This window comes from Glutamicibacter sp. NPDC087583 (genome assembly GCF_044743685.1).
GTDB lineage: Bacteria > Actinomycetota > Actinomycetes > Actinomycetales > Micrococcaceae > Glutamicibacter.
Window position 1 is genome coordinate 721,854 of record NZ_JBIUWY010000001.1, and the last position, 26,362, is coordinate 748,215.

Consider the following 26,362-nt stretch of genomic DNA (forward strand, 5'->3'; position numbering starts at 1 on the left):
CTAACGGCAGGTAGTAGCACATGGCAACGACAGGAAATTCGCCGGCAGACTATGCGGCAGGCGCAACTGCCGGACAGCAGATCCCGGTGCGCCAGGTCAGCCGCGAGGAGTGGGAAACTGTACCGCGCACTATTCCCAATTTCTGGGTTGCCGTAGCGACCTGGCTTCCGCTGGTTGCACTGGTGGTCTTCGTCCGTTCGGATCTTCTGCATTCCCCGTACCTGGACAAGGGCTTCATGGACATCCTCTCCTTCTCCATGGTCGCTACCGTCCTGGCCATGATCTTTGGCGGCGGACGGCAATCACCCTGGATGGGCTTGGGCGTAGCCGCCGGAATCTATTTCCTGCTGGCTCCTGCCGGGGACCTGCAAAGGATCCTGATGCTGGCGCTGGGCTATTTCCTGCTGCTCGCACTGTCCGTAGGTCTCATGGACGCACGGTTCCGACGCCTGCTGAGAACCTGGAAGCGTGAAGCCTCAGGAGGCATCGCCTTGGCGCCGGGGCAAGAGAGCGATTTTGGAATCACCAAGCAAATGTCGCCCATGGTATGGAAGCTTGCGGTAGGAGCACTGATCTACCCGCTGCTCCGGCTGGGCTGGGAACTGGTCAGCACGGAAGTTTATTCGCTGCATGACTTGGATGAAGGCTACCGTCTTGACGTGTACGCCGCGGCCGTCCTGCTGGGCATCAGCCTGCTGCTGAGCATGCTGCGCTGGATGCGCTTGAAATCGATGGGACTTTTCGCACTCGAAGTTCCAGCGGACCACCGAATTGGTCCAACGTCATTGCGGGCCTATGGCAACGCGATCCTCATCGAAACGGAAGAAACCGGGGCCTGCCTGTGCCGCAACGACGACAAGAACGGATCCAAGCAGAAATTTGAGGATCCGCGATTCATTTTCTGCTCAGAGGTGTGCCCGGTGCACGGGGTGCATGCGGTCAACCAGCGCTCGGCCGAAGAGTTCCTGGGCATCGCCTCCCAGCCCTGGGTCTATGGGGAGAACCTGAATGGGAAACTGCTAGAGGCAACCGGCCAGCGCTTGGTCATTGCAGGGCTCAGCGGCTGGGGCTCACGCCCGGTCGCGGTGCGCGTTTCATGGCTCTACGGTGGAGGGAAGCAGGCCAGCGCCTACTACGTCCCGGCATCGGCACGCGAGCCTCTGGCCAGAACCAAGCGCCGCCTGGCGGTTCTGACCCCTGCCGGTGATTCGGTTACGGCTGATACTTTCGAGAATAATGAGCGGGGCGAGATCGACCGGATCGACCTTCGTCCATTGGGGATCAACGCCCAAGCCGTCCGCGTGCACGGTGGACGCCCTTTCTTGATCTAGCCGGATGGCGCCGGCGCATTGCCGCGAACTAGGCGGCCTTGGCCATGTGGTAGCTGTTGCGCACCGGGGTCTGGGTGGGATCGACGAAGCTGGGCAGGATGACCTTGGGTACGCCATCGTCGGCAATGACCTTGATCAACCCGGCATGAACGTCATGATGATGCGTGTCGCAGAGCATCGCGCTCCAGTAGACCGCAGTGACACCGCCCTCGGACCAGAACCAGATGTGGTGGATGTTGCAGCGTTCGGGATCCATGGTGCACCCGGGAACTATGCAGCCGCGATCGCGCACCGCAACACCCAGACGCATGTAGTTCGGATGCTTGCGCTGGCTGCGCCCGATATCAAGCAGCTCGCCCCTGCCGCCGAGCACCATCGGGATGATGCGTGCCCTGGACAGGGTCTGGCGCAGGTCAGTTGCATCGAGCTTGAAACCGTGCTGGGTGATGCCATGGGTTCTCGCGCGGCCTTCCAACTCGTCCAAGGTCAGCATGACCACGACCTGCGGGGTGATGGTGGGGACATCCACGGTGCCTGCATCATTCCCATCGGCGCCCTTGGGGGTCCCGCCATTGCGCGCGGCATCCAGCAGCTCCTGGAGCCGCTTCGTGTTGATCTCCAGCAGATTCATCAGGCCGTTGAGGCGGCGTGCCGCGGGAGAAAGCGGTGGGGAAACAGGATCTTCGCTGGCGGCAGCTTCCTCATCGGTCAAGAAGTCCGGATGGCCTCCGGCGTCGGCCTGGTAGGAAGTGCCAGGGGCAGCATCCTGCTCTGTACGTTGTCCCGGAGACTGGGCAAAAGCCTCCCGTGCGGCTTGGCCGGAACCGGAGCGGGGATTGTCGCTTTGCGAAATGCCCGATTCGAAGAGTTCTGCGCGCGTAGGGCGCAGGGCGAGGTCGTAGTGGACCAGGCCGCCGCGTTCGCCCCGCCGGTACAGGCCTTCCTGGGCTTCGGGCCGCTTCTTGCCCAAGCGTTCCTTCTGGGATTTCAGGAAGCTGTTGACCAATTGCCTGCGGGTGCCGGGGTCGGGCTCGTCCAATTGCTGGTTGACGATGGATTCAAGCAGCTCGCCATCTTCGGTGAGCGCCGAGGCGGTGGCCGGTGCGGCGTATTCGTCGCGTTGGGGTTCCAGAGCGCCCAGGCGCCGGGCCGCGCTGAGCACTTCGGCTGGCGGCTGGCGCAGATCGGCGAAGCGCCGCGCCAGCAAAGGGAACTGTGCCTGGTGCCGCTGATGTTGGTAGTCGTATTGCGCGAAGACGTGGCTGGCGGACTGGATGCGGCGCTTGGCCTCGAAATGGTCGGTGCGCAGCCAGGATGCCAGCAGTGCCGCAGGGCCGGTGAAGCTGGGCCGCTTTCCGGTGCGCTGGGCAGGGACGGAGAAATCGGTGGTGCCCTGGCGGGCTGCGGCGAGTTCAACCTGGGCCAGGGTGTGCGCCGCGGTGTCATCGACCAGGTGGGCTGCGTAGATCTGGGTGCGAAGGGCCTGGTGGGCCGAAGCTTCAGCCGCGGTGGACAGGGCCAAGGCGTAGCGCGGATCGTGCAGGTAGTGGGACTCGGGGCCGGTGGCTGGATCGGCGCAGAGCAGGGTCTGGTGCAGGACGGGGATGAACGCGGCGACGGCCAGGGCGTCGTCCACCGCGAGGGCCGGCGCGTCCTTGATCGCTTGGGCAAGCCCGGCTAGCGCCTGGCTGACAGTTCTGTTCATGGCCCCAGCATGCGCCAGGCGGTGCGCGGCGTGCCGGCCGGCAATACGGCCTGTGGAAAAGCCTAGTGCGCGCGGGTTGATGCAGTCACGGTGAAGGTCCTGTCGCGGGCCAGCTGTTCGGTGGGGCCAACGCGGCGGGCCAATTCGCTGCGGTAGCGCAGGTGCGAGTTGAACACGCACAGCAGGGTGCCTCCGGGAGCGAGCACGCGGGCGGCGTCGTCGATCAGCTTGAACGCGATGTCGGCGGTGACGGTGTTGCCGATGTGGAAGGGCGGGTTCAGCGTGACCAGGGTGGCGCTGGCGTCGGGCAGGCGGCCCAGGGCGTCATCCTGCACGGCAGTGAGGCGACCGTCCAGGTTGTTGCGTTGAGCGGCGGCCAGGGTGGAGGCGACCGCGGAGGCCGAATGGTCCGAGGCGTCCACGCGCAGCTGCGGGTTTTCCAGTGCTGCGCAGATGCCGATCGCGCCGTTGCCGCAGGCCAGATCGACCAGCGTGGCGTGCCCGGAGAGGTCCGGAAGGTTTTCCAGCAGCAGCCGGGTGCCCGGATCCAGCCGGGCGGCACCGAAGGTCCCGGCACCGGCATGCAGCGTGAAGCTGGTGCCGCGCACCTGGTGGGTGGCAGTGGCCGGGAAGCTGCTGGCGGGCTGTTCGGCGCGCGGGGTGCTGGCGGTGAGCACCCGGGATTTCTGCCGGGCCAGCGAGACGTCGACGCGGGTGAAATGCTCCGCGAGCACCTCGTTCATGGAACGGCTCATGTGCTTGATGCGGCCTCCGGCGAAAAGCTTCGCGCCGGGATCGGCGACGGCTGCTGCCGCGGCGGCCTGTTCGCCCAGCACGTCCAGTCCGCGAGGCAGGGCCAGCAGGATCGAACTGGCGCCCTGGGCAACCTGTTCCAGGGTGCAGAATTCGAGGTGTCCGGCCCGCTCGGGCATGAGCCGGGCGAGGTTGGCCTCGATGGCCCGGCGCGCGGTGAGCGAATCGGTGTGCACGCGCACGCTCGTGCTGCCTAGTGCCAGTGCGCCCAGGGCCAGCGCGCCGTAGTGGTCGCCGATGACCGCGATGGCATCCGGCCAGCGGTCCGAGGGTCCGGCCGCGGCGGCGCAGGTGTCCAGGATGAGCCGGTCGCAGGCGTCGGCGGCGTAGAGGTTGGCGGCTTCGACATCGGGCCAGCGGCGCAGGGCGGGCAGCAGGGCCTGGAGGCTGCTGGCGGCAGCGGGCGTGCCTTCGGGATTGGCGGCGGAGTTCAAATCAGATCAACCCATTGCGTGTTGGCGGCGGCCAGTTCCCCGGCGCCGGAGGTGAGTGAGGCGATGCCGGTGCGCAGCTGCGCGGCGGCTTCGGGCGTGTCCGGGATGCCGATCTGCACGATTGCGGCATCGGCCTGCCAGAGGGTCGGTTCGACCTGGTAGCCGGCGGCGCGCAGCTCGTTCTCGTAGCGGGCCGCGTCGGCGTGGGCGGCGGCGAAGGTGAAGATCCGCATGCGCTGGCGCAGGTGCAGCTGCGCATTGTCCAGCCCGGAAGATACCGCCTCGGAATATGCGCGGACCAGTCCGCCGGCGCCAAGCTTGATCCCGCCGAAGTAGCGGACCACCACGGCCAGCACGTCCGAGAGCACGCTGCCGTCGGCGATTTCGCGCTTGGCCAGGGCATCGAGCATCGGGATGCCGGCGGTGCCCGAGGGCTCGCCGTCGTCGTTGGAGCGCTGGGCCATGCGATCGGGGCCCAGGATGAACGCGCTGCAGTGGTGGCGGGCATCGAAGTGGGTCTTGCGCAGGGCCGCGATCTGCGCGCGGGCGGCGGCCTCGGTTTCGACCCGGTAGAGGTAGGTGATGAATCGCGAACGCTTGATTTCCAGCTCGTGCACGCAATCGCTGGTCAAGGTCGTGTACCGTGTCGCGGCCGAGTCGTTGGTGTTCATCCCTCTTAGTTTATAGGGTGGGAACATGATGCATGTGGGACTGACCGGGGGAGTGGCCTCCGGAAAATCTGCGGTCGCGGCCAAATTGGCCGCCCTGGGAGCCGTAGTCATCGATGCCGACGCGTTGGCGCGCCAGGTGGTCGAACCCGGCACGCCCGGGCTGGCTGCGATCAAGGACACGTTTGGCGAAGCCGTTTTGCTGGCCGACGGGTCGCTGAACCGTCCCGCATTAGGCGCGATAGTCTTCGCCGACGAGGCGGCGCGGGCCAAGCTCAACGCGATCGTGCACCCGCTGGTGCGGGAGCAAGCGGCGAAGTTGCGCCAAGGAGCGCCAGCCGGCTCGCTGGTGGTCGAGGACATCCCGCTGCTGGTCGAGACCGGCCAGCTGGACAGCTTCGACGCGGTGGTCGTCGTGGCCGCCCCGCACGCCGAACGCATTCGCCGCATGGTCCAGGATCGCGGCTGGACCCGGGAAGACGCCGAGGCCCGGATGGCCGCGCAGGCCACGGATGACCAGCGGGCGGCCGTAGCCGACTACCTGCTGGATAATTCCGGTACCTTGGAAGAACTGGAGGGGCAGGTTTCTGCCCTCTACCGCCAATTGGCGCCAGCACAGGAGTAGGAATGTACAAGATCTGCAAGTGGAGCACCCTGATCGCTTTCGCCGTCGCCTTGGTGCTGTGGCTCGGTTTTGGCGGCCGCGCCGAATTCGTTGCCAGCGAATCCGGGCCGTATTCGCCGGTGGTCTACATTTCCGGCTGCCTGGCCTTGCTGGGGCTGATTGCCGCCACCATCATGACCGTGGGATTCTTCGGCAGCAGCATCCAGCGCACCGTCAAGCGCAATGCGATCCGCTACGGGATGCGCAAATAGCACCCCGGGTTTAAGCTGAAAGCTGGCTAGGGCGCAGCCCCAACGGTCGGGGCAAGTGGATATGCTGGAAGCATGAGTCTTGCACAGCCGATCAAGCGCGTGGTCGCCCCCTTCGAAGTCATCAGCGAGTACCAGCCTGCCGGCGACCAGCCGCAGGCCATCAAGCAGCTGACCGAGCGGATCAACGCCGGCGAGAAGGACATCGTGCTGCTCGGTGCCACCGGTACCGGCAAGTCCGCGACCACCGCCTGGCTGGTGGAGCAGGTGCAGCGCCCCACCCTGGTGCTGGTGCAGAACAAGACCCTGGCCGCCCAGCTGGCCAACGAGTTCCGCGAGCTGATGCCCAATAACGCGGTGGAGTACTTCGTCTCCTACTACGACTACTACCAGCCCGAGGCCTACGTCCCGCAGACCGATACCTTCATCGAGAAGGACTCCTCGATCAACGAGGAAGTCGAGCGCCTGCGCCACTCGGCCACCAACTCCCTGCTCACCCGCCGCGACACCATTGTGGTCGCCACCGTCTCGTGCATCTACGGCCTGGGCACTCCCGAGGAATACGTGGCCGGGATGGTCACCGTGCGCACCGGCGAGGAACTGAACCGCGACGCGATGCTGCGCCAGTTCGTGGCCATGCAGTACACCCGCAACGACATGGACTTCCACCGCGGCACCTTCCGCGTGCGCGGGGACACGGTGGAGATCATCCCGATGTACGAAGAGCAGGCCGTGCGCATCGAGTTCTTCGGCGACGAGGTGGAAGCGATCCACACCCTGCACCCGGTCACCGGCGAGGTGATCCGCGAGGAGACCGAGATGTACATCTTCCCGGCCAGCCACTATGTGGCCGGTGCCGAGCGGATGCACAAGGCGATCAAGCGGATCGAGGACGAGCTGGCGGTGCGCCTGAAGGAGCTGGAATCGCAGAACAAGCTCGTCGAGGCCCAGCGGCTGCGCATGCGCACCACCTACGACCTGGAAATGATGGAGCAGATGGGTTTCTGCAACGGCATCGAGAACTACTCGCGCCATATCGACGGCCGCGATGCCGGCAGCGCCCCGCACTGCCTGATCGACTATTTCCCCGATGACTTCCTGCTGGTGATCGACGAGTCGCATGTCACCGTGCCGCAGATCGGCGCCATGTACGAGGGCGACATGTCCCGCAAGCGCACGCTGGTGGAACACGGCTTCCGCCTGCCAAGTGCCATGGACAACCGCCCGCTGAAATGGGATGAGTTCCTTGAGCGCATCGGGCAGACCGTGTACCTTTCGGCCACCCCGGGCAAGTACGAGCTGGGCAAGTCCGACGGGTTCGTGGAGCAGATCATCCGCCCCACCGGGCTGATCGACCCCGAGATCATCGTCAAGCCCACCAAGGGCCAGATCGATGACCTGCTCGATGAGATCCGTACCCGTGTGGATCGCGATGAGCGCGTGCTGGTCACCACGCTGACCAAGCGCATGGCCGAGGACCTGACAGACTACCTCACCGAGCACCAGGTGCGGGTGCAGTACCTGCACTCCGATGTGGACACGATCCGCCGCGTGGAGCTGCTGCGCGAGCTGCGCATGGGTTCCTTCGACGTGCTGGTGGGCATTAACCTGCTGCGCGAGGGCCTGGATTTGCCCGAGGTTTCGCTGGTCGCGATCCTGGATGCCGACAAGCAGGGCTTCCTGCGTTCGGCCACCAGCCTGATCCAGACCATCGGCCGTGCCGCGCGTAACGTCTCGGGCCAGGTGATCATGTATGCCGACAAGATCACCGATGCGATGGACCAGGCGATCGAGGAGACCAATCGCCGACGGGCAATCCAGGAAGCGCACAACAAGGAGCACGGGATCGACCCCACGCCGCTGCGCAAGAAGATCGCTGACATCACCGACCAGCTGGCGCGTGAGGATGCCGACACCCAGGAACTGCTGAACAACAACCGGTTGGCGAAGAATGCCAAGCGCACCAAGGCCTCGTCCGCGGTGCGCAAGGATGGGCTGGCCGCCGCCCCGGCCGAGGACCTGCTGGCCCAGATCGGGGAAATGACCGAGCAGATGCACGCCGCGGCCGCTGAGTTGCAGTTCGAACTGGCCGCCCGGATCCGCGATGAAGTTTCCGAGTTGAAGAAGGAATTGCGCCAGATGAAGGCTGCCGGGCACGCGTAGCCCTGCTGCTGTCCGGCGCAGTAATTGGGACATGCGCCAAGCCTGTGCAGTTCCTGTGCGCTACACTTGATCACTGGACGTAGGGGAGTATCCCAATGCTGTGGACGTCAACACGCGAACCAATGATGTTTCGCCGGGCACAGCAGCCGATCACTGAGCCAGCTATCGAAGTGTTTCGAATTCTGGTGTGGCGGCGGAGAGACTTGCGGCGATTTTCCATACCCTCCAACGAAAGGTCGCTCGTCCGTGGGCACTAATGGGTTAACTATTCAATTCGAGATCATCGCGCTGATTGTTCTGTGCGCGGTGCTCATCGCAGACCTGCTGTACGTCACCAAGCGTCCGCACATTCCTTCCATGAAGGAAGCAGGCATTTTTGTCGGCATCTACATCTCCTTGGCATTGATCTTCGGTGCCGTGATCTGGACGCAGGCTGGACCCCAGCTTGGCCAGGAATTCTACGCCGGCTGGGTCACCGAATACGCGTTGTCGGTGGACAACCTGTTCGTCTTCATCATCATCATGGCGCGCTTCTCGGTACCGCGTAAGTACCAGCAGGAAGTGCTGATGTTCGGCATCATCATCGCGTTGGTCCTGCGCGCAATCTTCATTGTGCTCGGCGCCGCGATCATCGAGCAGTGGTCGTGGGTCTTCTACATCTTCGGTGCCTTCCTGCTCTGGACCGCATGGAACCAGCTCAAGGACGAGGATGAGGACGAGGAAAGCGGCCTGGTCAAGAAGCTGACCTCCAAGCTGCCGATTTCCAAGGACTTCGATGGCGCCAAGCTGCGCACCGTGGTCGACGGCAAGAAGCTGTTCACCCCGATGGTGCTGGTCTTCGTGACCATCGGCATGACCGACCTGCTGTTCGCCTTCGACTCGATCCCGGCGATCTTCGGCCTGACCAAGTCCGCGTTCATTGTGTTCACCGCGAACATCTTCGCGCTGATGGGCTTGCGCCAGCTGTACTTCCTGCTCGGTGGCCTGATGAACCGCCTGGTCTTCCTGAAGCACGCACTGAGCTTCATCCTCGCTTTCATCGGCGTGAAGCTGGTCTTCCACGCCCTGCACGAGAACAGCCTGCCGTTCATCAACGGCGGCGAGCCGCTGCATTACGCGTGGCTGGACATTTCCGTGGGTGTTTCGCTGCTGGTCATCCTGGGCGCGATCGTTATCGCAACCGTGCTGTCGCTGTGGAGCCCATGGGGCAAGCGCGCCGCTGCTTCGGCTGAAGCCGCGGAGCTCGCCGGCGCAGCGGAAGCTGCAGAGCAGGACGCGGCCAAGTAATCCGCACAATTACCCGCCGGGACCAGTTGCTTCCAACTGGCCCCGGCGGGTTTTCCGCACCCGCATAGTGTGCCTATGCTGTTCTGCTAAGGTATTTTCCATGAGCGACCTATCGACAGAAGCCAGTGGCATTGCCACCGGCGTAGCACTAGCGTCGGGCACCATGTCCCGGCTGCTTGGACGCGCGGCCGGGCAAGGCCGATCGGTGACCGCTTGGCGGGTGCTTTCCACCCTGGACCGGTTGGGCCCCCAGCGCGTGGGCGACTTGGCGATCGAGCAGCGCGTGGCCCAGCCGACCATGACCGGTCTGGTCATCCGCATGGAAAACGACCAGTTGGTCCAGCGCCAACCGGACCCTGGGGACGGGCGCGCCAGCCTGGTGAGCCTGACCGGCGACGGCAAGGAGGCCATCGAAGCCTACCGGCAACGCGCGATTTCCTCGCTGGCCGGCGGCATCGATTCCTTCAGCGCCGAGGAACGGCGGATTCTGGCGCAGGCTGTGCCGCTGCTGCAGCGGTTGAATGACCAGGTTGCCGCGAAGCTGGACCATTAGCAGCAGAAGGATTAACGCGCAGGGCGCTTGAATCCCCGGGGGATTCAAGCGCCCTGCGCGTTAACCTAGCCGGTGCGCGGGCTAGCTGTCCTGGGCCGCGGCGTCCGGGTCTTCGCCGTTGGCCATGGCCAGCAGCCGGCGGAAGATCGCCGGGCCATCGTCGCCGATGCCGTCATGGTGGAATTGATCGGTCACCCAGGTCTGCAACCCGGCCACCTGCGAGGCGGTGCGCAGCGAGAGCTCGCGGTCCACATAGACGTCGTCATGGTAGACCGCGGCGGCCACAGGCACGGTGTTCTTGGCCAGGACGTCCAGATCGTAGAGCGGGCCGAAGCCTTCGTGCTCGGCCAGGATGCGGGCCACGTCCTCCAGGGGGCGCAGGGCAGGATCTTCGGCGAAGTGCCAGCTGTAGATCATCTCGCCGGTCAGCAGCGGGGTCGCCGCGTGGCGGGTGAAGTCGGCGAATTCCGGCAGGACTTGTTCGGCCGCGAAATTGGTCGGCTCGCCTTGGGCATAGATGGTTTCATGCATCAGCGCATAGAGCGGGTTCGAGGCGAAAGAGCTCTGGGCCAAGAGCGCTTCGAGGAAGCTATCCGAGAGGCGGTCGCCGCCCGGGGTGAAGCTGAAGGCCTCCTCGAAGATGTGATGCAGCAGGTGCACCCGGGTGTTTCCGCCCAGGTACATGCCCAGCATCTGCACCAGCGGCACGGTGACGCGCTGGCCGTTGGGCAGCAGCTCATCGTCATTGGTGCGCACATGCTCGTAGATCCTGTGCAGGGTCTGGAAGTCCTCGGGGTACCAGGAGAAGTACTCGCGGTTGCGTTCTGCCATCCGCTGGTAGGTGGCGCGGTAGACGGTCTTCGCATCGGCATCCAGCGAGGCCAGCCCGCCGGTGACCAGGCAGCGGGTGAGCGACTGCGGGAAGAGCGAGAGATAGGTCAGGGTGCAGAACCCGCCGTAGCTCTGCCCCAGGGTGCTCCACTGCTCGATGCCCAGGTGCTCGCGCAGGGCTTCGGCGTCGCGCACAATCGAGTCGGCGCGGAAATGCGAGAGGTAGCGGGCCTGGGCGGCCGAGTCCCCGCGCAGCGGCAGGGACTTGCGGTTAGCCGGGGTGGACAGTCCGGTGCCGCGCTGGTCCAGCAGCAGCACGCGGAAGTGCTTGGTGGCTTCGGCCAACCACCCCGACAAGGAACCGGGGCGCGGGGATTTGCCCCCTGGACCGCCCTGCAGGAACAGCAGCCAGGGCTTGGCCGTGCCGGTGCTGATCTCGCGGGCGAAGACCGAGATCTTTTCGCCCTGCGGATCGGCGTGATCCAGTGGAACCTCGATGCGATGGTCGGTGACATCCATACCGCGGTAGTGGCGCATTAGCTCGCTCCTTGCATGCCAAGTTGTTGCAGTGCTTCGCCGTCCAGGCGCCGGGTGCTCCAGCCGTCCATGGAGCTGGAACCGATGGCGTCGTAGAACCTGATGGCCGGCTCGTTCCAATCCAGCACTGACCATTCCAGGCGCTTGTAGCCGCGTTCGACGCAGATCTGCGCCAGCGTGCGCAGCAACGCGGTGCCGGTGCCTGAACCGCGCTGGGATTCGCGCACATACAGATCCTCCAGATGGATGCCGTGCCGGCCTTCCCAAGTGGAGTAGGTCAGATACCACAGGGCCATGCCCCTGAGCGTCCCGGTTTCATCCTCGGCAACATGGGCGAAGACCTGGGGATTGGGGCCGAACAGATGGGATTGGAGGTCTGCTGCGGTGTTGAGCACCGCATCAGGTTCCCTTTCATAGTCGGCCAATTCCTGGATCATCGCCAAGATCTGCGGGCAGTCGCCCGGAACAGCTTCACGCACAATACTCATGTGTTCCAGCTTACCTCCGTCGCACCGCTAAAACGTCGGTGACCAGACCTAAGGTTGAATGCATGATGGGTGGACACCACGCGGTGAGCGGCGCAGCCGCATGGTTGGCAATTACAACTGACGTCACCGTGGGTTCGGTGAACCTGGGGCTGGGAACTTTCCAGATGGACCGCTGGGAAACCCTGGCCGGCGCGATCGTCTGCGCTGGCGCGGCCCTGCTGCCCGACGCGGATCACCATGGGGCCACGATCGCGCGCTCGCTGCCCCCGTTCTCCAGCATTTTCACGCGGATTGTCGGTTCGGTTTCGGGCGGGCACCGCAACGGCACCCATTCGCTGATCGGCATCGCCTTCTTCATCTTCCTGGCCTGGCTGGCCAACGGCTGGGATGTGCAGACCGCGGCGTTGGGCACGGTCTACCCGGCCGCGGCGCTGTTCGCGATCCTGCTGATTTCCTTCGCGGTGAAGACCATGAAATTCATGCCGCCGCTGCTGTGCTGGATTATCGCCTTGGCCGCCGGGACTTTCGTCGGGATGAATGCGCCGGAGCAGAACCTCTGGTTCCTGATGGCAGTCTCCCTGGGCGCGATCGTGCACGTGCTGGGCGACATGCTGACCATCGGCGGCTGCAACCTGCTGTGGCCGATCAAGATCGGCTCGCCGCGCTGGTTCCGCCGGCTGCCGCTGATTGGCGGCTGCTGGAAGTCCAATGGGCGGGTGGCATTGCCGATTCTGGCCGAGACGGGCTCCACCGCAGAATGGCTGCTCGCGACGCTGCTCACTACCTATGTGGGCATCGCGCTGATCGTCGCCTGAGGGCCCCCGGCCCGCTGCCGGCTCGCCGCAGTGCAACGCGCTGTGGCTGGCAGCCGGTGATCTGGCATGATTCGAACCATGCAGATTCAATTCACCCGGCGCATCACCTGGGATCAGCTTCCTGGCGAACTGCGCGCTCGGATCGAATCGCACCTTGGATCCCGGGTGATCCGGGCGCTAAGCCAAGCCTCGGGGTTTTCCCCGGGCAGCGCCGATCGGCTGCTCACCGCCGATGGCCAGCGGGTCTTCGCCAAGGCGGTGCATCCGGGCCTCAGTGCCCCGGCCACGGCATTGCACGCCCGCGAAGCGGCAATAGCGGCCAAGCTCCCGGCGGCCTTGCCGGTTCCGCAGTTCCTGGGGCGCATCAGCTGGCAAGGCTGGGAGGCCTTGGTCTTCGCTGAAGGCCCAGGGGCCAGCCCGCAGCTTCCCTGGCCGGCCGGACAGCTCGAACGGGTACTGGACACGCTGGCGCAGCTGGCTCATCAGGCCCCTTTTTCCTTGATCGAGCTGCTGCCGCCGCTGGAAGAGGAACTGCGCGAGGACGTAGCCGGTTTTGGGCGGATCATGCAGGACGGCTGGCTTCCAGCTGATCCCTGGGTGGCACAGAACCTGGAAGAACTCCATGGGCTGGCCATGGACGGTATCGGGGCGCTGGCCGGAGACCAGCTGGTGCATTCGGATCTGCGCTCGGACAACATCCTGCTGGGCGACGGCGGAGAAGTGCTGCTGGTGGATTGGCCGTGGGCTTCGCGGGGCGCCGCATGGTATGACGCGTTGACGGTGCTGGTTGAAGCGCGGATCTTCGACCCGGCGCTGGATGCGGATGCCATTGCCGCCTCCCACCCGATCTTCGAATCGGTGGGCGCGGACGCGGTCAGCGCGGTCTTAGCTGGACTGGCCGCCTACTATGTGGACGCGGCGCGCAGGCCCGAGGTTCCCGGGCTGCCCACGCTGCGCAGCTATCACGCGAAGCAGGCGGCAGCCACCGTTGGATGGCTCAAGGCGCGGCTAGCCTAGCTGGCTGTTGCAGGGGCTAACTGAACCGGGCCGGCGTGGCATTTTCCCCGCGGTAGACCAGGGCCAGGCCCAGGACCAGCGAACCGAGCTGGACCAAGGTCGCCAGCCACGCGCCGGAAGCAAAGAGCTCGGACCAGCCGCTGAGCAGCCCGACCAGGACCAGCAGCAGGAGGACTGCCCCGAGCAGGCGAAGCTTGTACCCGTTCATGGCCATACCCTACGGCACTGTCCGCGGCATTGCCACCGGACTCCGGGAAGATGCCTCGGGCATCGAGTGCGCGACTAGCCCAGATGCCGGGGCTGGTCCAGCGCCGTGCCGGATCCCATGCAGATAATTGGCGGCAAGCCGGAATCCAGCCGGGAAAGTACCAGCTGTTCCTGCGCAACGAGGTTCTGCGGCAGGGCATCGAGCGGGAACCAGCGAAGCTCGCAGGCTTTCTCCGGTTCCATGAGGCGCGGAGTACCGTCCCACTGGCGCGCCAGGAAGAAGAAATCCACAGGGGATTGGGCGCCGCTGCCCGCTTGCAGGTAGCGGTGCACCGTGCACAGCGGCTGGAGCTGGTCTGCCGCGATCCGGATGCCCAGTTCCTCACGGGCTTCGCGAACGGCGGCGGCAACGGCAGCCTCGCCGGGCTCAACGTGCCCGGCGGCCGCCGTGCTCCAGAACCCGTCCATGTAGCCGGTTCCCGACCTCAGTTGAAGCAGGACTTCGTCGGCGCGCCGCAAGATGGCGTAGCTGATGGCGGGCATCAGGAGTCCAGGCGGCCCACCGAAGTCACCTTGACCACAGGTTCGCCGGCCTCGTCCGAGTCATCCAGCGAGATGGTGGCGGTGATGCCCCAGTCGTGGTGCTCGGATGGGTCGGCGAAGATCTGGCGCACCTCCCAGGTGCGCTGGGGCATGTCCTTGATGATGAACAGCTTCGAGCCGCGTCCGGCGGGACCGTCGTCGATGTCCTCGTGCTCGTCGAAGTAGCCGTCCATGGCATCGGCCCAGGTGTCCGCGTCGAAGCCGCTATGCCCGTCGAGCTCGCCCAGGGCCTTGTCCTGCTCATCGGCGAACAGCTTCACGCGGCGGAACATCTCGTTGCGGACCATTACGCGGAAGGCGCGCACATTGCTGGTCAGCTTTTCCGGTGCCGGAGGCGGTGCGGTTTCGGTTGCCTCGCTCAGCTCGCCGCGGGAGAGCTCTTCCCATTCGTCCAGCAGCGAGGAGTCGATCTGGCGGATCATCTCGCCGAGCCATTCGATCAGGTCTTCGAGGTCCTCGCGCAGCGCGTCCTGGGGAACGGTCTGTCGCAGGGCCTTGTAGGCATCGGTGAGGTAGCGCAGCAGCACGCCCTCGGAGCGGGCCAGCTGGTAGTACTGGACGAAATCGGAGAAGCCCATGGCGCGTTCGTACATGTCGCGCACGATCGACTTCGGCGCCAGTTCGAAGTCCGAGAGCCACGGCGCGCCGGAGCGGTACTGCTCGAAGGCGCTCTCCAGCTTCTCGGCCAGCGGCATCGCATAGGTGATTTCATCCAGTGCGTTCATGCGGTCGTTGTAGTCCATGCCTTCGGCCTTCATCGCGGCGATGGCCTCGCCGCGGGCCTTCTTCTCCTGGCCGGAGAGCACCTGGCGCGGCTTTTCCAAGGTCGCCTCGATCACCGAAACGACATCCAGCGCATAGCTGGCCGAATCCGGATCCAGCAGGTCCAGGGCGGCCAGCGCGAAGGGCGAGAGCGGCTGGTTCAGCGCGAAGTTCTGCTGCAGGTGCACGGTCAGCTCATAGTAGTTGCCGTATTCGTCTGGCTCATTGCGGCGCACGACCACCTCGGTGGCGATCAGTTCGCGCAGGATTCCCAGGGCGCGCAGCTTCAGCTTGCGCTGGGACGCCGGGGTCTCGTGGTTTTCGCTGAGCAGGCGCTGGGCGGCCTCGAACGAATTGTCCTCGCGCTCCAGCAGGTTCAGCAGCATCGAGTGCGAGACCTGGAATGAGGACTTCAGCGTCTCGGGGGCGGCCTCGACGATCTTCTCGAAGGTCTTCTCGCCCCAGGTCACGAAGTTCTGCGGCGGCTTCTTCTTCGGGATCTGCTTGAGCTTGGACGAGCCCTCGCCGTGCTTCTTCAGCGCCTTTTCCATGGCCTTGTGGTTCTCGATCGCATGCTCCGGAGCCTGCACCAGCACGGTGCCTGCGGTATCGAAACCTGCGCGGCCCGCGCGCCCGGCAATCTGGTGGAATTCGCGGGCGTTCACGATGCGCGTACGGGTGCCGTCGAACTTGGACAGCGCGGTGATCACCACGGTGCGGATCGGCACGTTGATTCCCACCCCCAGGGTGTCGGTGCCGCAGATGACCTTGAGCAGGCCGGCCTGTGCCAGCTGCTCGACCAGGCGGCGGTACTTGGGCAGCATGCCGGCGTGGTGGATGCCGATGCCGTGGCGCACCAGGCGGTTCAGCGTCTTGCCGAACCCGGCGGCAAAGCGGAATCCGCCGATCATCTCGGAGATCTTTTCCTTCTCCTCGCGCGTGGCCACATTCACGCTCATCAGCCCGGTGGCGCGGTCGATGGCATCGAGCTGCGAGAAGTGCACGATGTAGATCGGCACCTGCTTGGTCTTGATCAGTTCCTCCACGGCCTCCTGCACCGGCTCCATGGAGTAGTAGAAGTGCAGCGGGATTGGGCGCTCGGTGTGCGCGACGGTCACCGTCGGGGTGCCGGTGCGCTCTTCGAGTTCCTGCTCGAAGCGGGTGACATCGCCCAGGGTGGCGCTCATCAGCAGGAACTGCGCCTGCGGCAGTTCGATCAGCGGCACCTGCCAGGCCCAGCCGCGCTGCGGATCGGCGTAGAAGTGGAACTCGTCCATGATCACGCAGCCCACGTCCGCCTTGGAGCCTTCGCGCAGGGCGATGTTCGCCAGGATCTCAGCGGTGCAGCAGATGATCGGGGCGTCGGCGTTCACCGAGGAATCGCCGGTGACCATGCCGACGTTCTCTGCGCCGAAGATCTTGCACAGGTCGAAGAACTTCTCGGAGACCAGCGCCTTGATCGGCGCGGTGTAGAAGCTGATCTGGTCTCGGGCCATGGCGTAGAAGTGGGCTGCGATGGCAACCATGGACTTGCCCGAGCCGGTGGGGGTGGCCAGGATGACGTTGTTGCCGCCGGCCAGCGCCATCGACGCTTCGTCCTGTGCGGGATAGAGGTTGATGCCACGGGTCGCGACCCATTGGCCGAAAGCCTCGTAGATTTCGTCGTCGGATACGTTCTTGGCGTCTGCTGGCAGATAATCGGTGAGCAACATGATGTTCCTAGCCTATCGGTTGAGAACTGTGACTGGGGGCTGGAACGTGTGTACGGTGCTTCTGTTCCCCCTCGTTGGACTTACAGAAACGGTTGAATCAAAAATAAATATTTGAGAACTTTAAGAAAGTAGTAGACTTTCTCACTTTAAAGATAGAAGTTTGTCTTGAACGGAACTTTTATGAGCACGAGGTGGAAATGTTGCCAGAATTTGATGATTCGAGATTGCAGGCTATCCGGAGAGCTGCGTTAAATGGTGAGTATCATCTATTGCTCGGGGCGGGCGCCAGCCGTGACTCTATTTCGGAAAGAGGTGCTAAATTACCGGGCAGTGTCGAACTGAGCCACGAGATCTCTTCAGCGTTCGACGTATTTTTGGAAGAAGGTGATTTTCTGTGGCGTGTGTATGACCGCGCCGTGCAAAAGGCGGGTATTGAAAAGGTTTATTCGTGGTTGAAAAGTAAATTCTGGAATGTTACTCCGCCGTATTGGATGGAATACTATGCTCGATTCCCCTGGAATTCAGTATGGACGCTAAATATTGATGATTCTTTTGAGTCCGCGTATAAAGACGCGGCAGGTCCGAGTTCACGTACTCTCCGTGTGTTGAACTGGGACGACGAATATAGTAGATCGAAAAATCTCGACGTTATTCATCTTCATGGTTTGGTTGACAACGAAAAAACTCGTGAGCTTGTTTTTTCATTGTCCGAATATGCAGGTTCGGCCGTCGTTAGGGCCGCGTGGCCACTTAACTTCCGTGATTCTTATGGAAATTCTCCTTTCGTAATTCTCGGTGCGAGGTTGAGGGATGAGCCCGATATCGAAGCGGTTATTGCTAGACGAAACCCGGCCAATGACGCGCCAAGCTTCTACGTGTCCCGTACGATTTCTGAAGGGATGCGCGATGATTTGGAGCGCTGGGGGCTAATTCCAATTGAGATGACGGCTGAAGACTTTGTGATGCAGTGGAGTGAACTTACAAAACTGGATTTGGAAAGACCAGTAGACAACGAATTCGAAGTTGGTCTAAGAGTTGGCCAACAATTCATTGAACTCAATAGTTACAAAAAGATGGGGAAGCAGAAAGATCATGATTTCTATGGTGGTGATGAACCGTCGTGGTCTGATGTTCTTCAAGAGCTTCCCGCTGAACTGGAGTGGGTTACTGACGCTAAAAGTAAATGCGGTGATCTAGGCACTAGGTTGAGGACAGCGTCCGTAATCGCGTATTCTGGAAGACGTCTTTCAGGAAGATCGACCGGCTTATTGCAGATCGCCTACTATTTGCACAAGACCGCATGGCGAGTTTTTTACTTTCGCAGCGAAGAAAGAATTGATATTGAGGCAATTATTTCCTATGCCGGAAATGGTAGAGAAGTAGCCTTAATGTTTGATGGGATAGCGGATATAGTCGATGACGTAAACGAGCTGATAACTCGCGCGCGGGCCGCTGATTTGAAAATTGTCTGTATAGCAGTTGAGGATACGAAACGAGTGGCCAGTATCCTAGGTCGTGTTGAACCCGCCTACCTTGCCTATAACCGTGTACACGCAATTCGGAGTAGGCTGAGTGGCAGCGATTCCACGCAGATCATCAAAAAGCTCGATAGCTATGGTCGGCTTGGCATTTTAGAAGGACAAACCCCTGCGACGCAGAATAAGCATTTCCGTGGGAAAGAGTTATTCGACGCCATGTCGAGGGTTGAGAATGCGCCAGGGTTTGGTCGTCGAGTAGGTGAGCTGCTAACCGGCATTGTTTCTAATGCAACACTTGAGATTGTACTGATTGCATCCTACGCCTCCTATGTGGATAGAAAACTGATTATCGTGGATGCCGCCCGCATGGTGAGTATGGATACGGATGACCTGATAGCGCTCGTTGAGAACGATGAGCATTTGGGGTCGTTGTTAACCACGGACGGCCTTCAGCTTCGCACTCGTCATCGTTGGATGGCATTGGACCATGTATTGGCACGATTAGGAACGCCGAATGCGCTGGCCGCGATAAGTCGAGGAATTCGACGAGTCGGGCCCAGGCTTAATCAGTCGAGCTATCGTGAGCGTAATGCAACGACGATGCTTGTTGGGTCAATGATGCAGCATAAGAATTTGGACAACTATTTTCATAGCGATGATCTGGACGAGTGGTATTCGGGGCTCATCGACGTTTTTGGTCAGTGGAGTGGGCACTACTGGGAACAACGTGCGATTCAAGCCCGGAGGGCTTCAAATGTCGACGTGGGACTTTTGGCCAAAGCTGAGTCATTTGCAATGCGTGCTAAAGAATTCTTGCCGGATACTTATAGGTACACGACTCTTGGGACTGTCCTCATGGAAAAGGCCGCACGGGCTGATGTTGACGTCCACGTATACTTCGAACGAGCCGAGAGTGCATTTCTGACTGCAGCGGAGCGCGACAGGGACTTATCTTCCAGTTTTGTGACTTGGAATGCCTACCTTCAATTTGCGCTTTATGTATTGGAGCGACTTAAAAAATCAATAATCGATGAGTCTTCCGCTGAGGGCGTCCATGACCTTTATGAAAAGGTTAAGGTGGCGTGGATGCATCGGTATAAAATGGTCAGGTTGATTGCGGAATCCAACGATGATACATCTGAATCTTTAGAACGTTTACGCTCTAAATTTGATTCAATAGTTTATTGAATCTTGAATGCCCTAGATAGTAATTCGATTTTTTTGCTCGTATTTAAGGTCAAGAAGAGATGCTCTAGCCTATCGGTTGAGAACTGTGACTGGGGGCTGGATGTTGCGTGCGCCTCGGGTTTAGGCTCAGGAATATGAAATGGGATCCGACGAAATACACTGAATTCTCCGATTACCGTGGCCGACCATACAAGGATTTGCTGGGGCAGCTGGTCGCGGTTGATGCGTCGAAGATCATCGACCTGGGGTGCGGCCCGGGAAACATGACCCGGCTGCTGGCCCAGCGCTGGCCGCAAGCGCAGGTCACGGGCCTTGATTCCTCGAAGGAGATGATCTCCAAAGCCACCGAGAACGAGCACGAAAGCAACCTTGATTTCGCGCTCGCCGACGCCACGGCGTGGAACCCTGATGCCGACACGGACCTGCTATTCTCCAACGCAATGCTGCAATGGCTTCCGGGGCACCGCGAGCTGCTTGATCGATGGCTGAACAAGCTGAAGCCCGGTGCGAACGTGGCCATCCAGGTCCCGGGCAACTTCGGCTCTCCGTCGCATGCGGTGATGCGCGCAATTGCCGACAGCCCGAAGTGGTCAGGCAAGCTGGCAGGGGTGCTGCGCCACGACGACGTGGTGGGCGAGCCAGATGAATACCAGCGGATCTTCCTGGAGGCGGGGTTCCAGGCTAATGTCTGGGAAACCACCTACCATCAGCTGCTCGCGGGGGAGAACCCGATCCTGAACTGGGTTCGCGGGACGGCGCTGCTGCCCATTCGCCACACGCTCAGCGACGAAGACTATCGGGAGTTCGAAAACGACTACCGGGCCGAAGTCTCCACGCACTACCCGTCATTTGCTTCGCAGGACGGTACCGTCCTGACGAACTTCCCGTTCCGCAGGATTTTCATGATCGGGCACAAACTCGGCTGACTCGCTCCAGGACCGGCAACGGGATAGCCGTGGGGGCGCGCTGCTTCAGCGGACGGTTCCCGGGGTGTGCCTTTGCACCAGTCGCGGCAGCACATGGACGCAGACCAGGACGACCAGGGTGCCCAGCGCCGCCCCGGAGAAGACGTCGTGGACGAAGTGGGCGCCTACGCCCACGCGGGAGAGGGCAATGAGCAAGACGGCAGGTATCGCGTACATGGCCAGCTTCGGAAGGGCCAGCGTGCAGGCTGCGGCAATGCCCGCGGCGACGACCGAATGGTTGGACGGCCAGGACCAGTCGCCTGCCTCCGGGCAGGCCACCGCGGTGACGGCATCCAGGGCGCGGCAGGGGCGTTCTTCGGTAACCAGAATCTTGGCCAGTTCGCTCAGGCCATAGGCCGCTACCGCGCCAATGGCGCCTGGAACCAGGCGCCAGAACGCAACGCGGTCACGGAACCAGCAGTGGACTGCGAGCGTGCAGGCTCCGGCCATCAGCAGCATGAGCAAGGTCTCGGAAAAGAACACAGCTGCCGCGGAGAGCTGCGCTGACTGCGCAACTGTTCCTGAAATCCCCAGATACAAGGCATCACGCACCGGATAGGCGGCCATCGCCATCAACGCGAGGACCGCAATGAAGATGGCTGGCCGTGAAGGGGTGATGGCGATTCGTGCGGGGGAGGGAGAATTCACAGTGGAGATTATACGGATCTGATCCGGCTGCAGGCACCAGAAGTAAGAAGAGCCTCTGCCAGAGGAGGCTGGTGCCAGCGGCACGTCAGCCGCTGGCAACGCAGCCAGGGGCTACCACCCGCGTTCGCGCCACAGCTCCAAATTCGGGCGTTCCGCCCCCAGCGTCGTCGAATCGCCATGCCCCGGCAGAACCTTGGTTTCGTCGGGGAACCGGCCGAAGATGCGTTCGGAGACGTCTGTGAGCAGCGATAGGAACCGCTGCGGATCCTTCCAGGTGTTGCCCACGCCTCCGGGGAACAAGCTGTCGCCGCTGAGGACGACTGGCTGCCCGGAGGAATCTACCAGCGCATAGCCGATCGAACCTGGCGTATGCCCGCGCAAGTGGATCGCCTCGATGGTCACATCGCCCAGCTTCAGCTGGTCGCCGTGATTCAGCGCATGGTCGATCTTGACCCCGGATTCTTCAGCGATGCCGGCCACGTCGTCTGCACCGGCGTAGGTTGGCACCGGGTACTTCTCCACGGCGTCGGCCAGCGCGCGCACGTGGTCCCAGTGCTGATGCGTCGTGGCGATGCCGATAATGCGCGGATCGCTGGCGTCTTCACTGGCTGCCTGGATGAGCCGCTCGATGGCCTGCATGTCATCCGCCGCATCCACCAGCAGCTGCTCGCCGGTCTTCCGATTAGTCACCAGGTACACGTTGTTTGCCATGTCGGATACAGATACCCAACGGACGGTCACATCGTTCAGTAATAGTTCGTTCATGCAACCAGACTACGGTGCAGATCCCGGCTAACGCGATAGGCTCGGGTAAATACCAATCGAAGTCCAAAGGATGGAGCGCAGGATGACCGAACTGGAATTCATCAAGATCGAACCGAACTCGGGCGTGGCACCGTATCAGCAGATCCGCGAGCAGATCCTCGCTGCGATCGCCGAGGGCAAACTTGCTCCGGGCACCAAGTTGCCGTCGGTTCGCGCATTCTCCAGTACCCTCAACCTTGCGGTGAATACCGTCGCCAAGGTCTACAAGGAACTTGAGCTGCAGGGTGCCGTTGTCACCCGCGGCCGTCATGGAACCGTGGTCCAAGCTGCGGAGAATCGTGCTGAGCAGGAAGTCAGCGACGCGGCCGCCGACCTGGCCCGCATCGCCCAACTTTGGTCGGTCGACGAATCAACCGCGGTAAAGTACCTTCGCGCGGCGTTCAGCTCCTTGCCAAGGTAGCTCCGGGCGGCTCTGGAACTGATTCCGGGATCCAGCGGCAGGTGGAGCCTGATGAACGCGAGACGGGATAGGGGCATTCATTCCGGCACCAACCCTACGGCGATTAGCTGGCAAGGGAGCAGGACTCGGAACCTGGGGGGCACCTAACTCCAACAGACGATACCTGACTAGCACGGACCCACCATCGAGCGGGGACTATCCGCGAACCCGCCGCAATCCAAACCTGTGGGCCGTTCGGCGGGGACCTGCTGGAGCTGGCCCGCAAAAAGTGGCCGTTGGCGATAGCTGCGGAGATTGCCGACTGGAGCCTGGGAAACTAGGCCAACGCGCTGCGCCGGGCCGATCCTGCCTGCACGGTCCGCGCCTACGCGGACGCCTTCTGGCATCGCTCGGCATTGTGAGTATGTGCGCTCCGCTTCTCGGTCCAGACCCCCTAAGTCGCCCAAGCGAGTGGGAGCTCTAGAACCCAGGAATGCTGAATTGAAAGGAATGCCATGCGCGTGGGCGAGAATGTTCTGGATCATCTGCTCGATGCGAAGCATGCCCAATGCCGTGGAACACGTTGGGGTAGTCCACTTCATGGAAATGAGGCGACACCGGTGGGCAGGCCTCAGCACAGGATCAGGAAACCTGGCTCGTGAAATGATGGCGTTATGCGGTGTATTGCTGAATCACTGCCGGGATGGCAGTTAACATCGAGAAGAGCGCCAAGGCGGCAATGGCGTATCCAACCACGAGCGCAACGATTGCCAGCCAGCGGCCGCGTCCGCCGCGCAGGGCGATCTGGCTTAGCGCGACGTGGCCTGCGCCCACTGCCAAGATGGCCAGACCTGAATTGCCAAGGAACCACAGGCTCAACACGGCAAAGGTCACGAGGGTCAGGGCTGCAACGGAGAACTTGTTGATCGGTGCCGTATCCGCGAGTGGCAGGACTCTTTGCGTTGGCATGCGTTTCCTCCATCGATTGCTGTTACGACGGAGTCTGGATGTTTCGGCACTCGAAAGGCGAGAGTGGCCAGAAGATAAGTAGGATTCATGAGCTTCGGATCATCAGTATTGGCCGGGCAGTGGTCGTCCGGTTTGATATTTCGAACTGGTCTAGGTGGGTACGGCCAGGGGAACTCGCTGCGGGGCACGAGCGCGGACTGATTGTGGATGGCTTAGATGCATGAACGGATCACAAACGAATGATGCTAGTTTTTGGCTCATGAAAGATGACCAAAAGGTGCTGGACTACCTCGCCCAGCTGAAGGATCAGGTTGGGAAGGTCATAATAAATTTGCCGAAGGAAATTAGCTCTCAAGTCTACGTTTGTAAGCACCATATTCACATAGATCTTCAAGGTCCCAGGCTTAGTGTCTTCACACTGGTACTGGGCGGTGAAGCACCGGAACTCGTCTACGATGGGCGGTATATAGGATTTCGAACGATTCCCGCAGGCTTGGACGAAGTCATGGAATTTACGGAAGAAACGATCGATGACGTTGCGACTTTTGTCCTGAGCACGAAACCGCTATTAGCTCATAAAAGCTCCGTCTTTCGACGCGCTTTTATCTGCATACCGAGCAATCACGGACCGGAGTGGAAACTCAAGCAGTTCAGTTAACGCATTGGCGACTGGGAACATTATCCGGGGTGGTCAGCAGTACTGCCTATTGTCCTCCGGTCTGTGCCGTCCAAACGTGAAACTCTGTGCCAGGTGCTCATTTCCATCCGAGTATGCTCAGGATTACCTTGCGGGCGACGCGTTGCTGGCACTTGAACTGATCCGGGATTCCGTCGCGTACTAGAATGAGGCCATGGTTTCTATCCGCACAGCCGTTGATACCGACTATCCTTCTCTACTTGCGATTTGGCGCCGCTCAGTCGAGGCTACACACGAGTTCTTGACGCCAGCGGATATCGACTCCATTGAACCGGACGTAGCAAAATATTTGCCTCAGATGTCCGATTTGCGCGTAGCCGAAGAAGTTGGGCAACCGATGGGGTTCATCGCGATCGAGAACGACATTGTTGAGATGCTGTTTGTTGATGCTTTCGCACAGGGTCGTGGGATTGGGAGCGCCCTGCTTAATTCGGTCGTCACCGGCCGTGAATCCGTACGAGTCGACGTCAATGAACAGAATCCATCGGGACGAAACTTCTACGCCGCAAAGGGATTCACGCAGATAGGTCGGTCCGAAACCGACGGTGAGGGCCGAGCGTTCCCAATTCTGCACCTCGTGAGCACATAGGCACATTGACCACAAAGCTATCCGGGGCACATCCACACCGTCCCATATGGCTGTCCTTTAAACGAGCGCCCGCAAGAGGAACGCTTAGGGGGAGTGAGAAAATCAATATGGGTGAGGCACGTTGACGGTGCCAGGCCTCGCTTTCGCAAGGCATGACACCGCCGCTATTCTCTTAGGGCAATTCGCGGAACCCAAGCCGTTTATATAGAGCCAGCGCAGAACCAGACGTTCCCTCGCTAATCCGCAGACTTAAAGTGTTAGCACCATTCTTCTTACATGCAGCCATGGCAGCGGTAATCAAGATACGGCCCAGTCCATGCCCCTGGTGCTGGGGATCAACGAAAAGGTCGATGATGAACGGGCCGGCTAAGTCTTCATCCCAGATCGATACTTCGACAACAAAAATCGCCCCAATCGGCGTATCTTGGTGCAACGCGACAAAACAAGCATTCTCGACGAGCTGCCCAAACTCGTGGGCAAATGTTCCTCCCATTTCTGCTTGCGCTTCTGCAAGAGTTCCCGCCGCAATGCCAGGTGGGTATGCTGCAAAATACGCATCAGCTAGCGCTGTTAAGGATGATGATTCCGCATTGCAGATACCTGCGTTTGAAAAATCAGTGGGATTGAAATGTGAGTGCTGAAGGTCAGCTTGTAGAACATCAGAGGGCATGACAAATCCATTCGTTGGTTTTCTGAACTAGTTGAGGGGAAACCTTATGAATGGATCATGATTCGAATCTACCACCGATAAATCATTGATCGACCGGAGTTTGTCCAATATTTGACGGGTTGAGAAGGCATGGTTGCCTATCAAAGGAACCCTACCGTCGGCCTGTTCACTAGCGGAACGTCCGCATGGGAAACCTCTAACGGTGATGTTTCGATACCTGCGAGGTAAGCTCACAATATGTCTCAGACTGACCCTTCATTGGAACTGATTCCCGCTCCTGGCACTGTTGTGGAACTCGTCAGAAAATTGGTCGACGAGCCTCGGCCAGGATGCGACGAAGAACGCGAAAATCTCTTTGCACGCCTTGGATTCACATCTGGGGACCGGTCCGAGTTGGTGAATGATGAATCGCCCCACCAGATAACCGAGCTGGATGTCGACCTCGGTGGGCAACCCCTCGGTTCATGGGACACGTACAACGGCCAGTTTCTAGGCTTAACCCTCCACCTTTACAGCACTCAAGAATCCGGTGATCCAGGTGCTCAAAGCGGATTCCATGAACTACGGATCCAGCTCACCGAACTCTTCGGAAAACCAGAGCACCCGTGGGACGGCGAAGAGACGCCTCCCTGCATTTGGAATGCCAACGGTTGGACGATCACTACGCACCTCTTTAATCGTCGGGACAGCAGCGTGATGTTGAGCGTGGCCGATACGGCCCTATCCGCCGTTGCAGAGGCCGACGCAATCTCCGGATAGGCAATCGCAGACAGTCCTTGAAGGGCGCATCTCCTGGGAAGCAGACAACCTGTTGCGCATGCGGCGTATGGAGGCGTCCTGTAAGTGGGGTGTCTGGCTTGGGAATTGCCGGTCCCGTTTGCCGGTCTGTTAGAGGAGCTCCCGTAACAGGGATCGTTACTGGGATGTTTTCCCTGCACCTTGCCGCGCGTGTTGTTCTTCAAGGAGCACAAGGGCTTTTTCGCTCGCATTCCTGATCCGATTCAACGCGCCAATGATGCTTATGCTCGCGAAGAGATTAACGAGAACTAGAACAACGAGCAGCCAGGTGTTTTCCATGCCGCGACTCTTCCAGATCTTTTCACCGGTGTCTATCGAGGACGCTCAGCACTGCGGAGAGGAACAATCAGGTCAAAT

General features: G+C 61.3%; 27 protein-coding genes. 14 read left to right on the forward strand and 13 right to left on the reverse strand.

What is annotated here, in order from left to right:
• Positions 1-20 precede the first annotated feature (20 nt).
• Positions 21-1,331 carry a hypothetical protein gene (locus tag ACIOU9_RS03450; RefSeq protein WP_105656695.1) on the forward strand — a complete coding sequence of 437 codons (1,311 nt, stop codon included), beginning with the start codon at positions 21-23 and terminating at the stop codon, positions 1,329-1,331.
• A 28-nt stretch (positions 1,332-1,359) separates the two neighbouring features.
• Here the strand turns inward: ACIOU9_RS03450 and ACIOU9_RS03455 are convergent, their stop codons facing one another.
• From ACIOU9_RS03455 to ACIOU9_RS03465, 3 genes are all read right to left on the reverse strand, one after another.
• Complete coding sequence (locus ACIOU9_RS03455; RefSeq protein WP_332486753.1) at positions 1,360-3,036, reverse strand: HNH endonuclease signature motif containing protein; 1,677 nt, start codon at positions 3,034-3,036, stop codon at positions 1,360-1,362.
• A 62-nt stretch (positions 3,037-3,098) separates the two neighbouring features.
• Entirely contained in the window at positions 3,099-4,283 is a 1,185-nt protein-coding gene (locus ACIOU9_RS03460) for a methyltransferase (RefSeq protein WP_332486755.1), read from the reverse strand.
• Positions 4,280-4,954, reverse strand: a complete 675-nt coding sequence (locus tag ACIOU9_RS03465; RefSeq protein WP_105656693.1) for a YigZ family protein — start codon at positions 4,952-4,954, stop codon at positions 4,280-4,282. The genes ACIOU9_RS03460 and ACIOU9_RS03465 overlap by 4 nt, the downstream gene beginning before the upstream one ends.
• A gap of 25 nt (positions 4,955-4,979) precedes the next feature.
• On the opposite strand from ACIOU9_RS03465, the gene coaE reads away from it, so the two are divergent.
• From coaE to ACIOU9_RS03490, 5 genes are all read left to right on the forward strand, one after another.
• Positions 4,980-5,576 (forward strand): dephospho-CoA kinase, encoded by a 597-nt coding sequence (coaE, locus tag ACIOU9_RS03470; protein WP_105656692.1) that lies wholly within the window; start codon positions 4,980-4,982, stop codon positions 5,574-5,576.
• A gap of 2 nt (positions 5,577-5,578) precedes the next feature.
• On the forward strand, positions 5,579-5,827 hold the full coding sequence (locus tag ACIOU9_RS03475; protein ID WP_105656691.1) for a hypothetical protein: 249 nt from the start codon (positions 5,579-5,581) through the stop codon (positions 5,825-5,827).
• Positions 5,828-5,899: 72 nt separating this feature from the next.
• Positions 5,900-7,987 (forward strand): excinuclease ABC subunit UvrB, encoded by a 2,088-nt coding sequence (uvrB, locus tag ACIOU9_RS03480; protein ID WP_105656690.1) that lies wholly within the window; start codon positions 5,900-5,902, stop codon positions 7,985-7,987.
• 246 nt (positions 7,988-8,233) lie between these two features.
• A complete protein-coding gene (locus ACIOU9_RS03485) occupies positions 8,234-9,274 on the forward strand; it encodes a TerC family protein (RefSeq protein ID WP_105656689.1) in 1,041 nt (346 codons plus the stop codon).
• A gap of 100 nt (positions 9,275-9,374) precedes the next feature.
• Complete coding sequence (locus tag ACIOU9_RS03490) at positions 9,375-9,827, forward strand: MarR family winged helix-turn-helix transcriptional regulator (RefSeq protein ID WP_105656688.1); 453 nt, start codon at positions 9,375-9,377, stop codon at positions 9,825-9,827.
• Between the two features lie 81 nt (positions 9,828-9,908).
• Here ACIOU9_RS03490 and ACIOU9_RS03495 read toward each other — a convergent pair whose 3' ends face one another.
• Complete coding sequence (locus ACIOU9_RS03495; RefSeq protein WP_332486761.1) at positions 9,909-11,195, reverse strand: alpha/beta fold hydrolase; 1,287 nt, start codon at positions 11,193-11,195, stop codon at positions 9,909-9,911.
• Positions 11,195-11,683, reverse strand: coding sequence for a GNAT family N-acetyltransferase (locus ACIOU9_RS03500; protein WP_133834222.1), 489 nt, complete (start codon positions 11,681-11,683; stop codon positions 11,195-11,197). Before ACIOU9_RS03500 ends, ACIOU9_RS03495 begins: the two co-directional genes overlap by 1 nt.
• A 62-nt stretch (positions 11,684-11,745) precedes the next feature.
• On the opposite strand from ACIOU9_RS03500, the gene ACIOU9_RS03505 reads away from it, so the two are divergent.
• Positions 11,746-12,498, forward strand: coding sequence for a metal-dependent hydrolase (locus ACIOU9_RS03505; protein WP_105656685.1), 753 nt, complete (start codon positions 11,746-11,748; stop codon positions 12,496-12,498).
• 78 nt (positions 12,499-12,576) lie between these two features.
• On the forward strand, positions 12,577-13,515 hold the full coding sequence (locus tag ACIOU9_RS03510) for a phosphotransferase (protein ID WP_402696036.1): 939 nt from the start codon (positions 12,577-12,579) through the stop codon (positions 13,513-13,515).
• Between the two features lie 16 nt (positions 13,516-13,531).
• Here the strand turns inward: ACIOU9_RS03510 and ACIOU9_RS03515 are convergent, their stop codons facing one another.
• The 3 genes from ACIOU9_RS03515 to ACIOU9_RS03525 form a co-directional block, all read right to left on the reverse strand.
• A complete protein-coding gene (locus tag ACIOU9_RS03515) occupies positions 13,532-13,723 on the reverse strand; it encodes a hypothetical protein (RefSeq protein WP_332486767.1) in 192 nt (63 codons plus the stop codon).
• A 74-nt stretch (positions 13,724-13,797) separates the two neighbouring features.
• Positions 13,798-14,265 (reverse strand): NUDIX domain-containing protein, encoded by a 468-nt coding sequence (locus ACIOU9_RS03520; RefSeq protein WP_332486769.1) that lies wholly within the window; start codon positions 14,263-14,265, stop codon positions 13,798-13,800.
• The gene (locus ACIOU9_RS03525; protein WP_402696038.1) at positions 14,265-16,799 is read right to left on the reverse strand and encodes a DEAD/DEAH box helicase; all 2,535 of its coding nucleotides are present in this window, start codon (positions 16,797-16,799) and stop codon (positions 14,265-14,267) included. The genes ACIOU9_RS03520 and ACIOU9_RS03525 overlap by 1 nt, the downstream gene beginning before the upstream one ends.
• 197 nt (positions 16,800-16,996) lie before the next feature.
• Between ACIOU9_RS03525 and ACIOU9_RS03530 the strand changes: the two genes are divergently transcribed.
• The gene (locus ACIOU9_RS03530) at positions 16,997-19,465 is read left to right on the forward strand and encodes an SIR2 family protein (RefSeq protein ID WP_402696319.1); all 2,469 of its coding nucleotides are present in this window, start codon (positions 16,997-16,999) and stop codon (positions 19,463-19,465) included.
• A gap of 134 nt (positions 19,466-19,599) precedes the next feature.
• Complete coding sequence (locus tag ACIOU9_RS03535) at positions 19,600-20,391, forward strand: trans-aconitate 2-methyltransferase (protein WP_402696039.1); 792 nt, start codon at positions 19,600-19,602, stop codon at positions 20,389-20,391.
• A 45-nt stretch (positions 20,392-20,436) separates the two neighbouring features.
• On the opposite strand, the gene ACIOU9_RS03540 is transcribed toward ACIOU9_RS03535, so the two are convergent.
• Positions 20,437-21,078, reverse strand: coding sequence for a phosphatase PAP2 family protein (locus ACIOU9_RS03540; protein WP_402696041.1), 642 nt, complete (start codon positions 21,076-21,078; stop codon positions 20,437-20,439).
• Positions 21,079-21,189: 111 nt separating this feature from the next.
• Positions 21,190-21,843, reverse strand: a complete 654-nt coding sequence (locus tag ACIOU9_RS03545; RefSeq protein ID WP_402696043.1) for an MBL fold metallo-hydrolase — start codon at positions 21,841-21,843, stop codon at positions 21,190-21,192.
• An 82-nt stretch (positions 21,844-21,925) separates the two neighbouring features.
• Between ACIOU9_RS03545 and ACIOU9_RS03550 the strand changes: the two genes are divergently transcribed.
• Positions 21,926-22,303 (forward strand): GntR family transcriptional regulator, encoded by a 378-nt coding sequence (locus ACIOU9_RS03550; protein WP_402696044.1) that lies wholly within the window; start codon positions 21,926-21,928, stop codon positions 22,301-22,303.
• A 651-nt stretch (positions 22,304-22,954) separates the two neighbouring features.
• On the opposite strand, the gene ACIOU9_RS03555 is transcribed toward ACIOU9_RS03550, so the two are convergent.
• The gene (locus ACIOU9_RS03555; protein WP_402696046.1) at positions 22,955-23,251 is read right to left on the reverse strand and encodes a hypothetical protein; all 297 of its coding nucleotides are present in this window, start codon (positions 23,249-23,251) and stop codon (positions 22,955-22,957) included.
• 259 nt (positions 23,252-23,510) lie between these two features.
• On the opposite strand from ACIOU9_RS03555, the gene ACIOU9_RS03560 reads away from it, so the two are divergent.
• Both ACIOU9_RS03560 and ACIOU9_RS03565 read left to right on the forward strand, forming a co-directional pair.
• Positions 23,511-23,909, forward strand: coding sequence for a hypothetical protein (locus ACIOU9_RS03560; protein WP_402696048.1), 399 nt, complete (start codon positions 23,511-23,513; stop codon positions 23,907-23,909).
• Between the two features lie 193 nt (positions 23,910-24,102).
• Entirely contained in the window at positions 24,103-24,537 is a 435-nt protein-coding gene (locus ACIOU9_RS03565; protein WP_402696050.1) for a GNAT family N-acetyltransferase, read from the forward strand.
• Positions 24,538-24,709: 172 nt separating this feature from the next.
• Here the strand turns inward: ACIOU9_RS03565 and ACIOU9_RS03570 are convergent, their stop codons facing one another.
• Complete coding sequence (locus ACIOU9_RS03570; protein ID WP_402696052.1) at positions 24,710-25,207, reverse strand: GNAT family N-acetyltransferase; 498 nt, start codon at positions 25,205-25,207, stop codon at positions 24,710-24,712.
• A 237-nt stretch (positions 25,208-25,444) separates the two neighbouring features.
• Between ACIOU9_RS03570 and ACIOU9_RS03575 the strand changes: the two genes are divergently transcribed.
• Positions 25,445-25,966 (forward strand): hypothetical protein, encoded by a 522-nt coding sequence (locus tag ACIOU9_RS03575; RefSeq protein ID WP_402696054.1) that lies wholly within the window; start codon positions 25,445-25,447, stop codon positions 25,964-25,966.
• Positions 25,967-26,122: 156 nt separating this feature from the next.
• Here ACIOU9_RS03575 and ACIOU9_RS03580 read toward each other — a convergent pair whose 3' ends face one another.
• Positions 26,123-26,284 carry a hypothetical protein gene (locus ACIOU9_RS03580; RefSeq protein WP_402696056.1) on the reverse strand — a complete coding sequence of 54 codons (162 nt, stop codon included), beginning with the start codon at positions 26,282-26,284 and terminating at the stop codon, positions 26,123-26,125.
• Positions 26,285-26,362 lie beyond the last annotated feature (78 nt).

Coding starts and splice junctions, on each gene's coding strand:
- ACIOU9_RS03450 (WP_105656695.1), top strand. CDS start 21: ATGGCAACGACAGGAAATTCGCCGGCAGACTATGCGGCAGGCGCAACT.
- ACIOU9_RS03455 (WP_332486753.1), bottom strand. CDS start 3,036: ATGAACAGAACTGTCAGCCAGGCGCTAGCCGGGCTTGCCCAAGCGATC.
- ACIOU9_RS03465 (WP_105656693.1), bottom strand. CDS start 4,954: ATGAACACCAACGACTCGGCCGCGACACGGTACACGACCTTGACCAGC.
- coaE (WP_105656692.1), top strand. CDS start 4,980: ATGATGCATGTGGGACTGACCGGGGGAGTGGCCTCCGGAAAATCTGCG.
- ACIOU9_RS03475 (WP_105656691.1), top strand. CDS start 5,579: ATGTACAAGATCTGCAAGTGGAGCACCCTGATCGCTTTCGCCGTCGCC.
- uvrB (WP_105656690.1), top strand. CDS start 5,900: ATGAGTCTTGCACAGCCGATCAAGCGCGTGGTCGCCCCCTTCGAAGTC.
- ACIOU9_RS03490 (WP_105656688.1), top strand. CDS start 9,375: ATGAGCGACCTATCGACAGAAGCCAGTGGCATTGCCACCGGCGTAGCA.
- ACIOU9_RS03495 (WP_332486761.1), bottom strand. CDS start 11,195: ATGCGCCACTACCGCGGTATGGATGTCACCGACCATCGCATCGAGGTT.
- ACIOU9_RS03500 (WP_133834222.1), bottom strand. CDS start 11,683: ATGAGTATTGTGCGTGAAGCTGTTCCGGGCGACTGCCCGCAGATCTTG.
- ACIOU9_RS03505 (WP_105656685.1), top strand. CDS start 11,746: ATGATGGGTGGACACCACGCGGTGAGCGGCGCAGCCGCATGGTTGGCA.
- ACIOU9_RS03510 (WP_402696036.1), top strand. CDS start 12,577: ATGCAGATTCAATTCACCCGGCGCATCACCTGGGATCAGCTTCCTGGC.
- ACIOU9_RS03515 (WP_332486767.1), bottom strand. CDS start 13,723: ATGAACGGGTACAAGCTTCGCCTGCTCGGGGCAGTCCTCCTGCTGCTG.
- ACIOU9_RS03520 (WP_332486769.1), bottom strand. CDS start 14,265: ATGCCCGCCATCAGCTACGCCATCTTGCGGCGCGCCGACGAAGTCCTG.
- ACIOU9_RS03525 (WP_402696038.1), bottom strand. CDS start 16,799: ATGTTGCTCACCGATTATCTGCCAGCAGACGCCAAGAACGTATCCGAC.
- ACIOU9_RS03530 (WP_402696319.1), top strand. CDS start 16,997: ATGTTGCCAGAATTTGATGATTCGAGATTGCAGGCTATCCGGAGAGCT.
- ACIOU9_RS03535 (WP_402696039.1), top strand. CDS start 19,600: ATGAAATGGGATCCGACGAAATACACTGAATTCTCCGATTACCGTGGC.
- ACIOU9_RS03545 (WP_402696043.1), bottom strand. CDS start 21,843: ATGAACGAACTATTACTGAACGATGTGACCGTCCGTTGGGTATCTGTA.
- ACIOU9_RS03550 (WP_402696044.1), top strand. CDS start 21,926: ATGACCGAACTGGAATTCATCAAGATCGAACCGAACTCGGGCGTGGCA.
- ACIOU9_RS03555 (WP_402696046.1), bottom strand. CDS start 23,251: ATGCCAACGCAAAGAGTCCTGCCACTCGCGGATACGGCACCGATCAAC.
- ACIOU9_RS03560 (WP_402696048.1), top strand. CDS start 23,511: ATGAAAGATGACCAAAAGGTGCTGGACTACCTCGCCCAGCTGAAGGAT.
- ACIOU9_RS03565 (WP_402696050.1), top strand. CDS start 24,103: ATGGTTTCTATCCGCACAGCCGTTGATACCGACTATCCTTCTCTACTT.
- ACIOU9_RS03570 (WP_402696052.1), bottom strand. CDS start 25,207: ATGCCCTCTGATGTTCTACAAGCTGACCTTCAGCACTCACATTTCAAT.
- ACIOU9_RS03575 (WP_402696054.1), top strand. CDS start 25,445: ATGTCTCAGACTGACCCTTCATTGGAACTGATTCCCGCTCCTGGCACT.
- ACIOU9_RS03580 (WP_402696056.1), bottom strand. CDS start 26,284: ATGGAAAACACCTGGCTGCTCGTTGTTCTAGTTCTCGTTAATCTCTTC.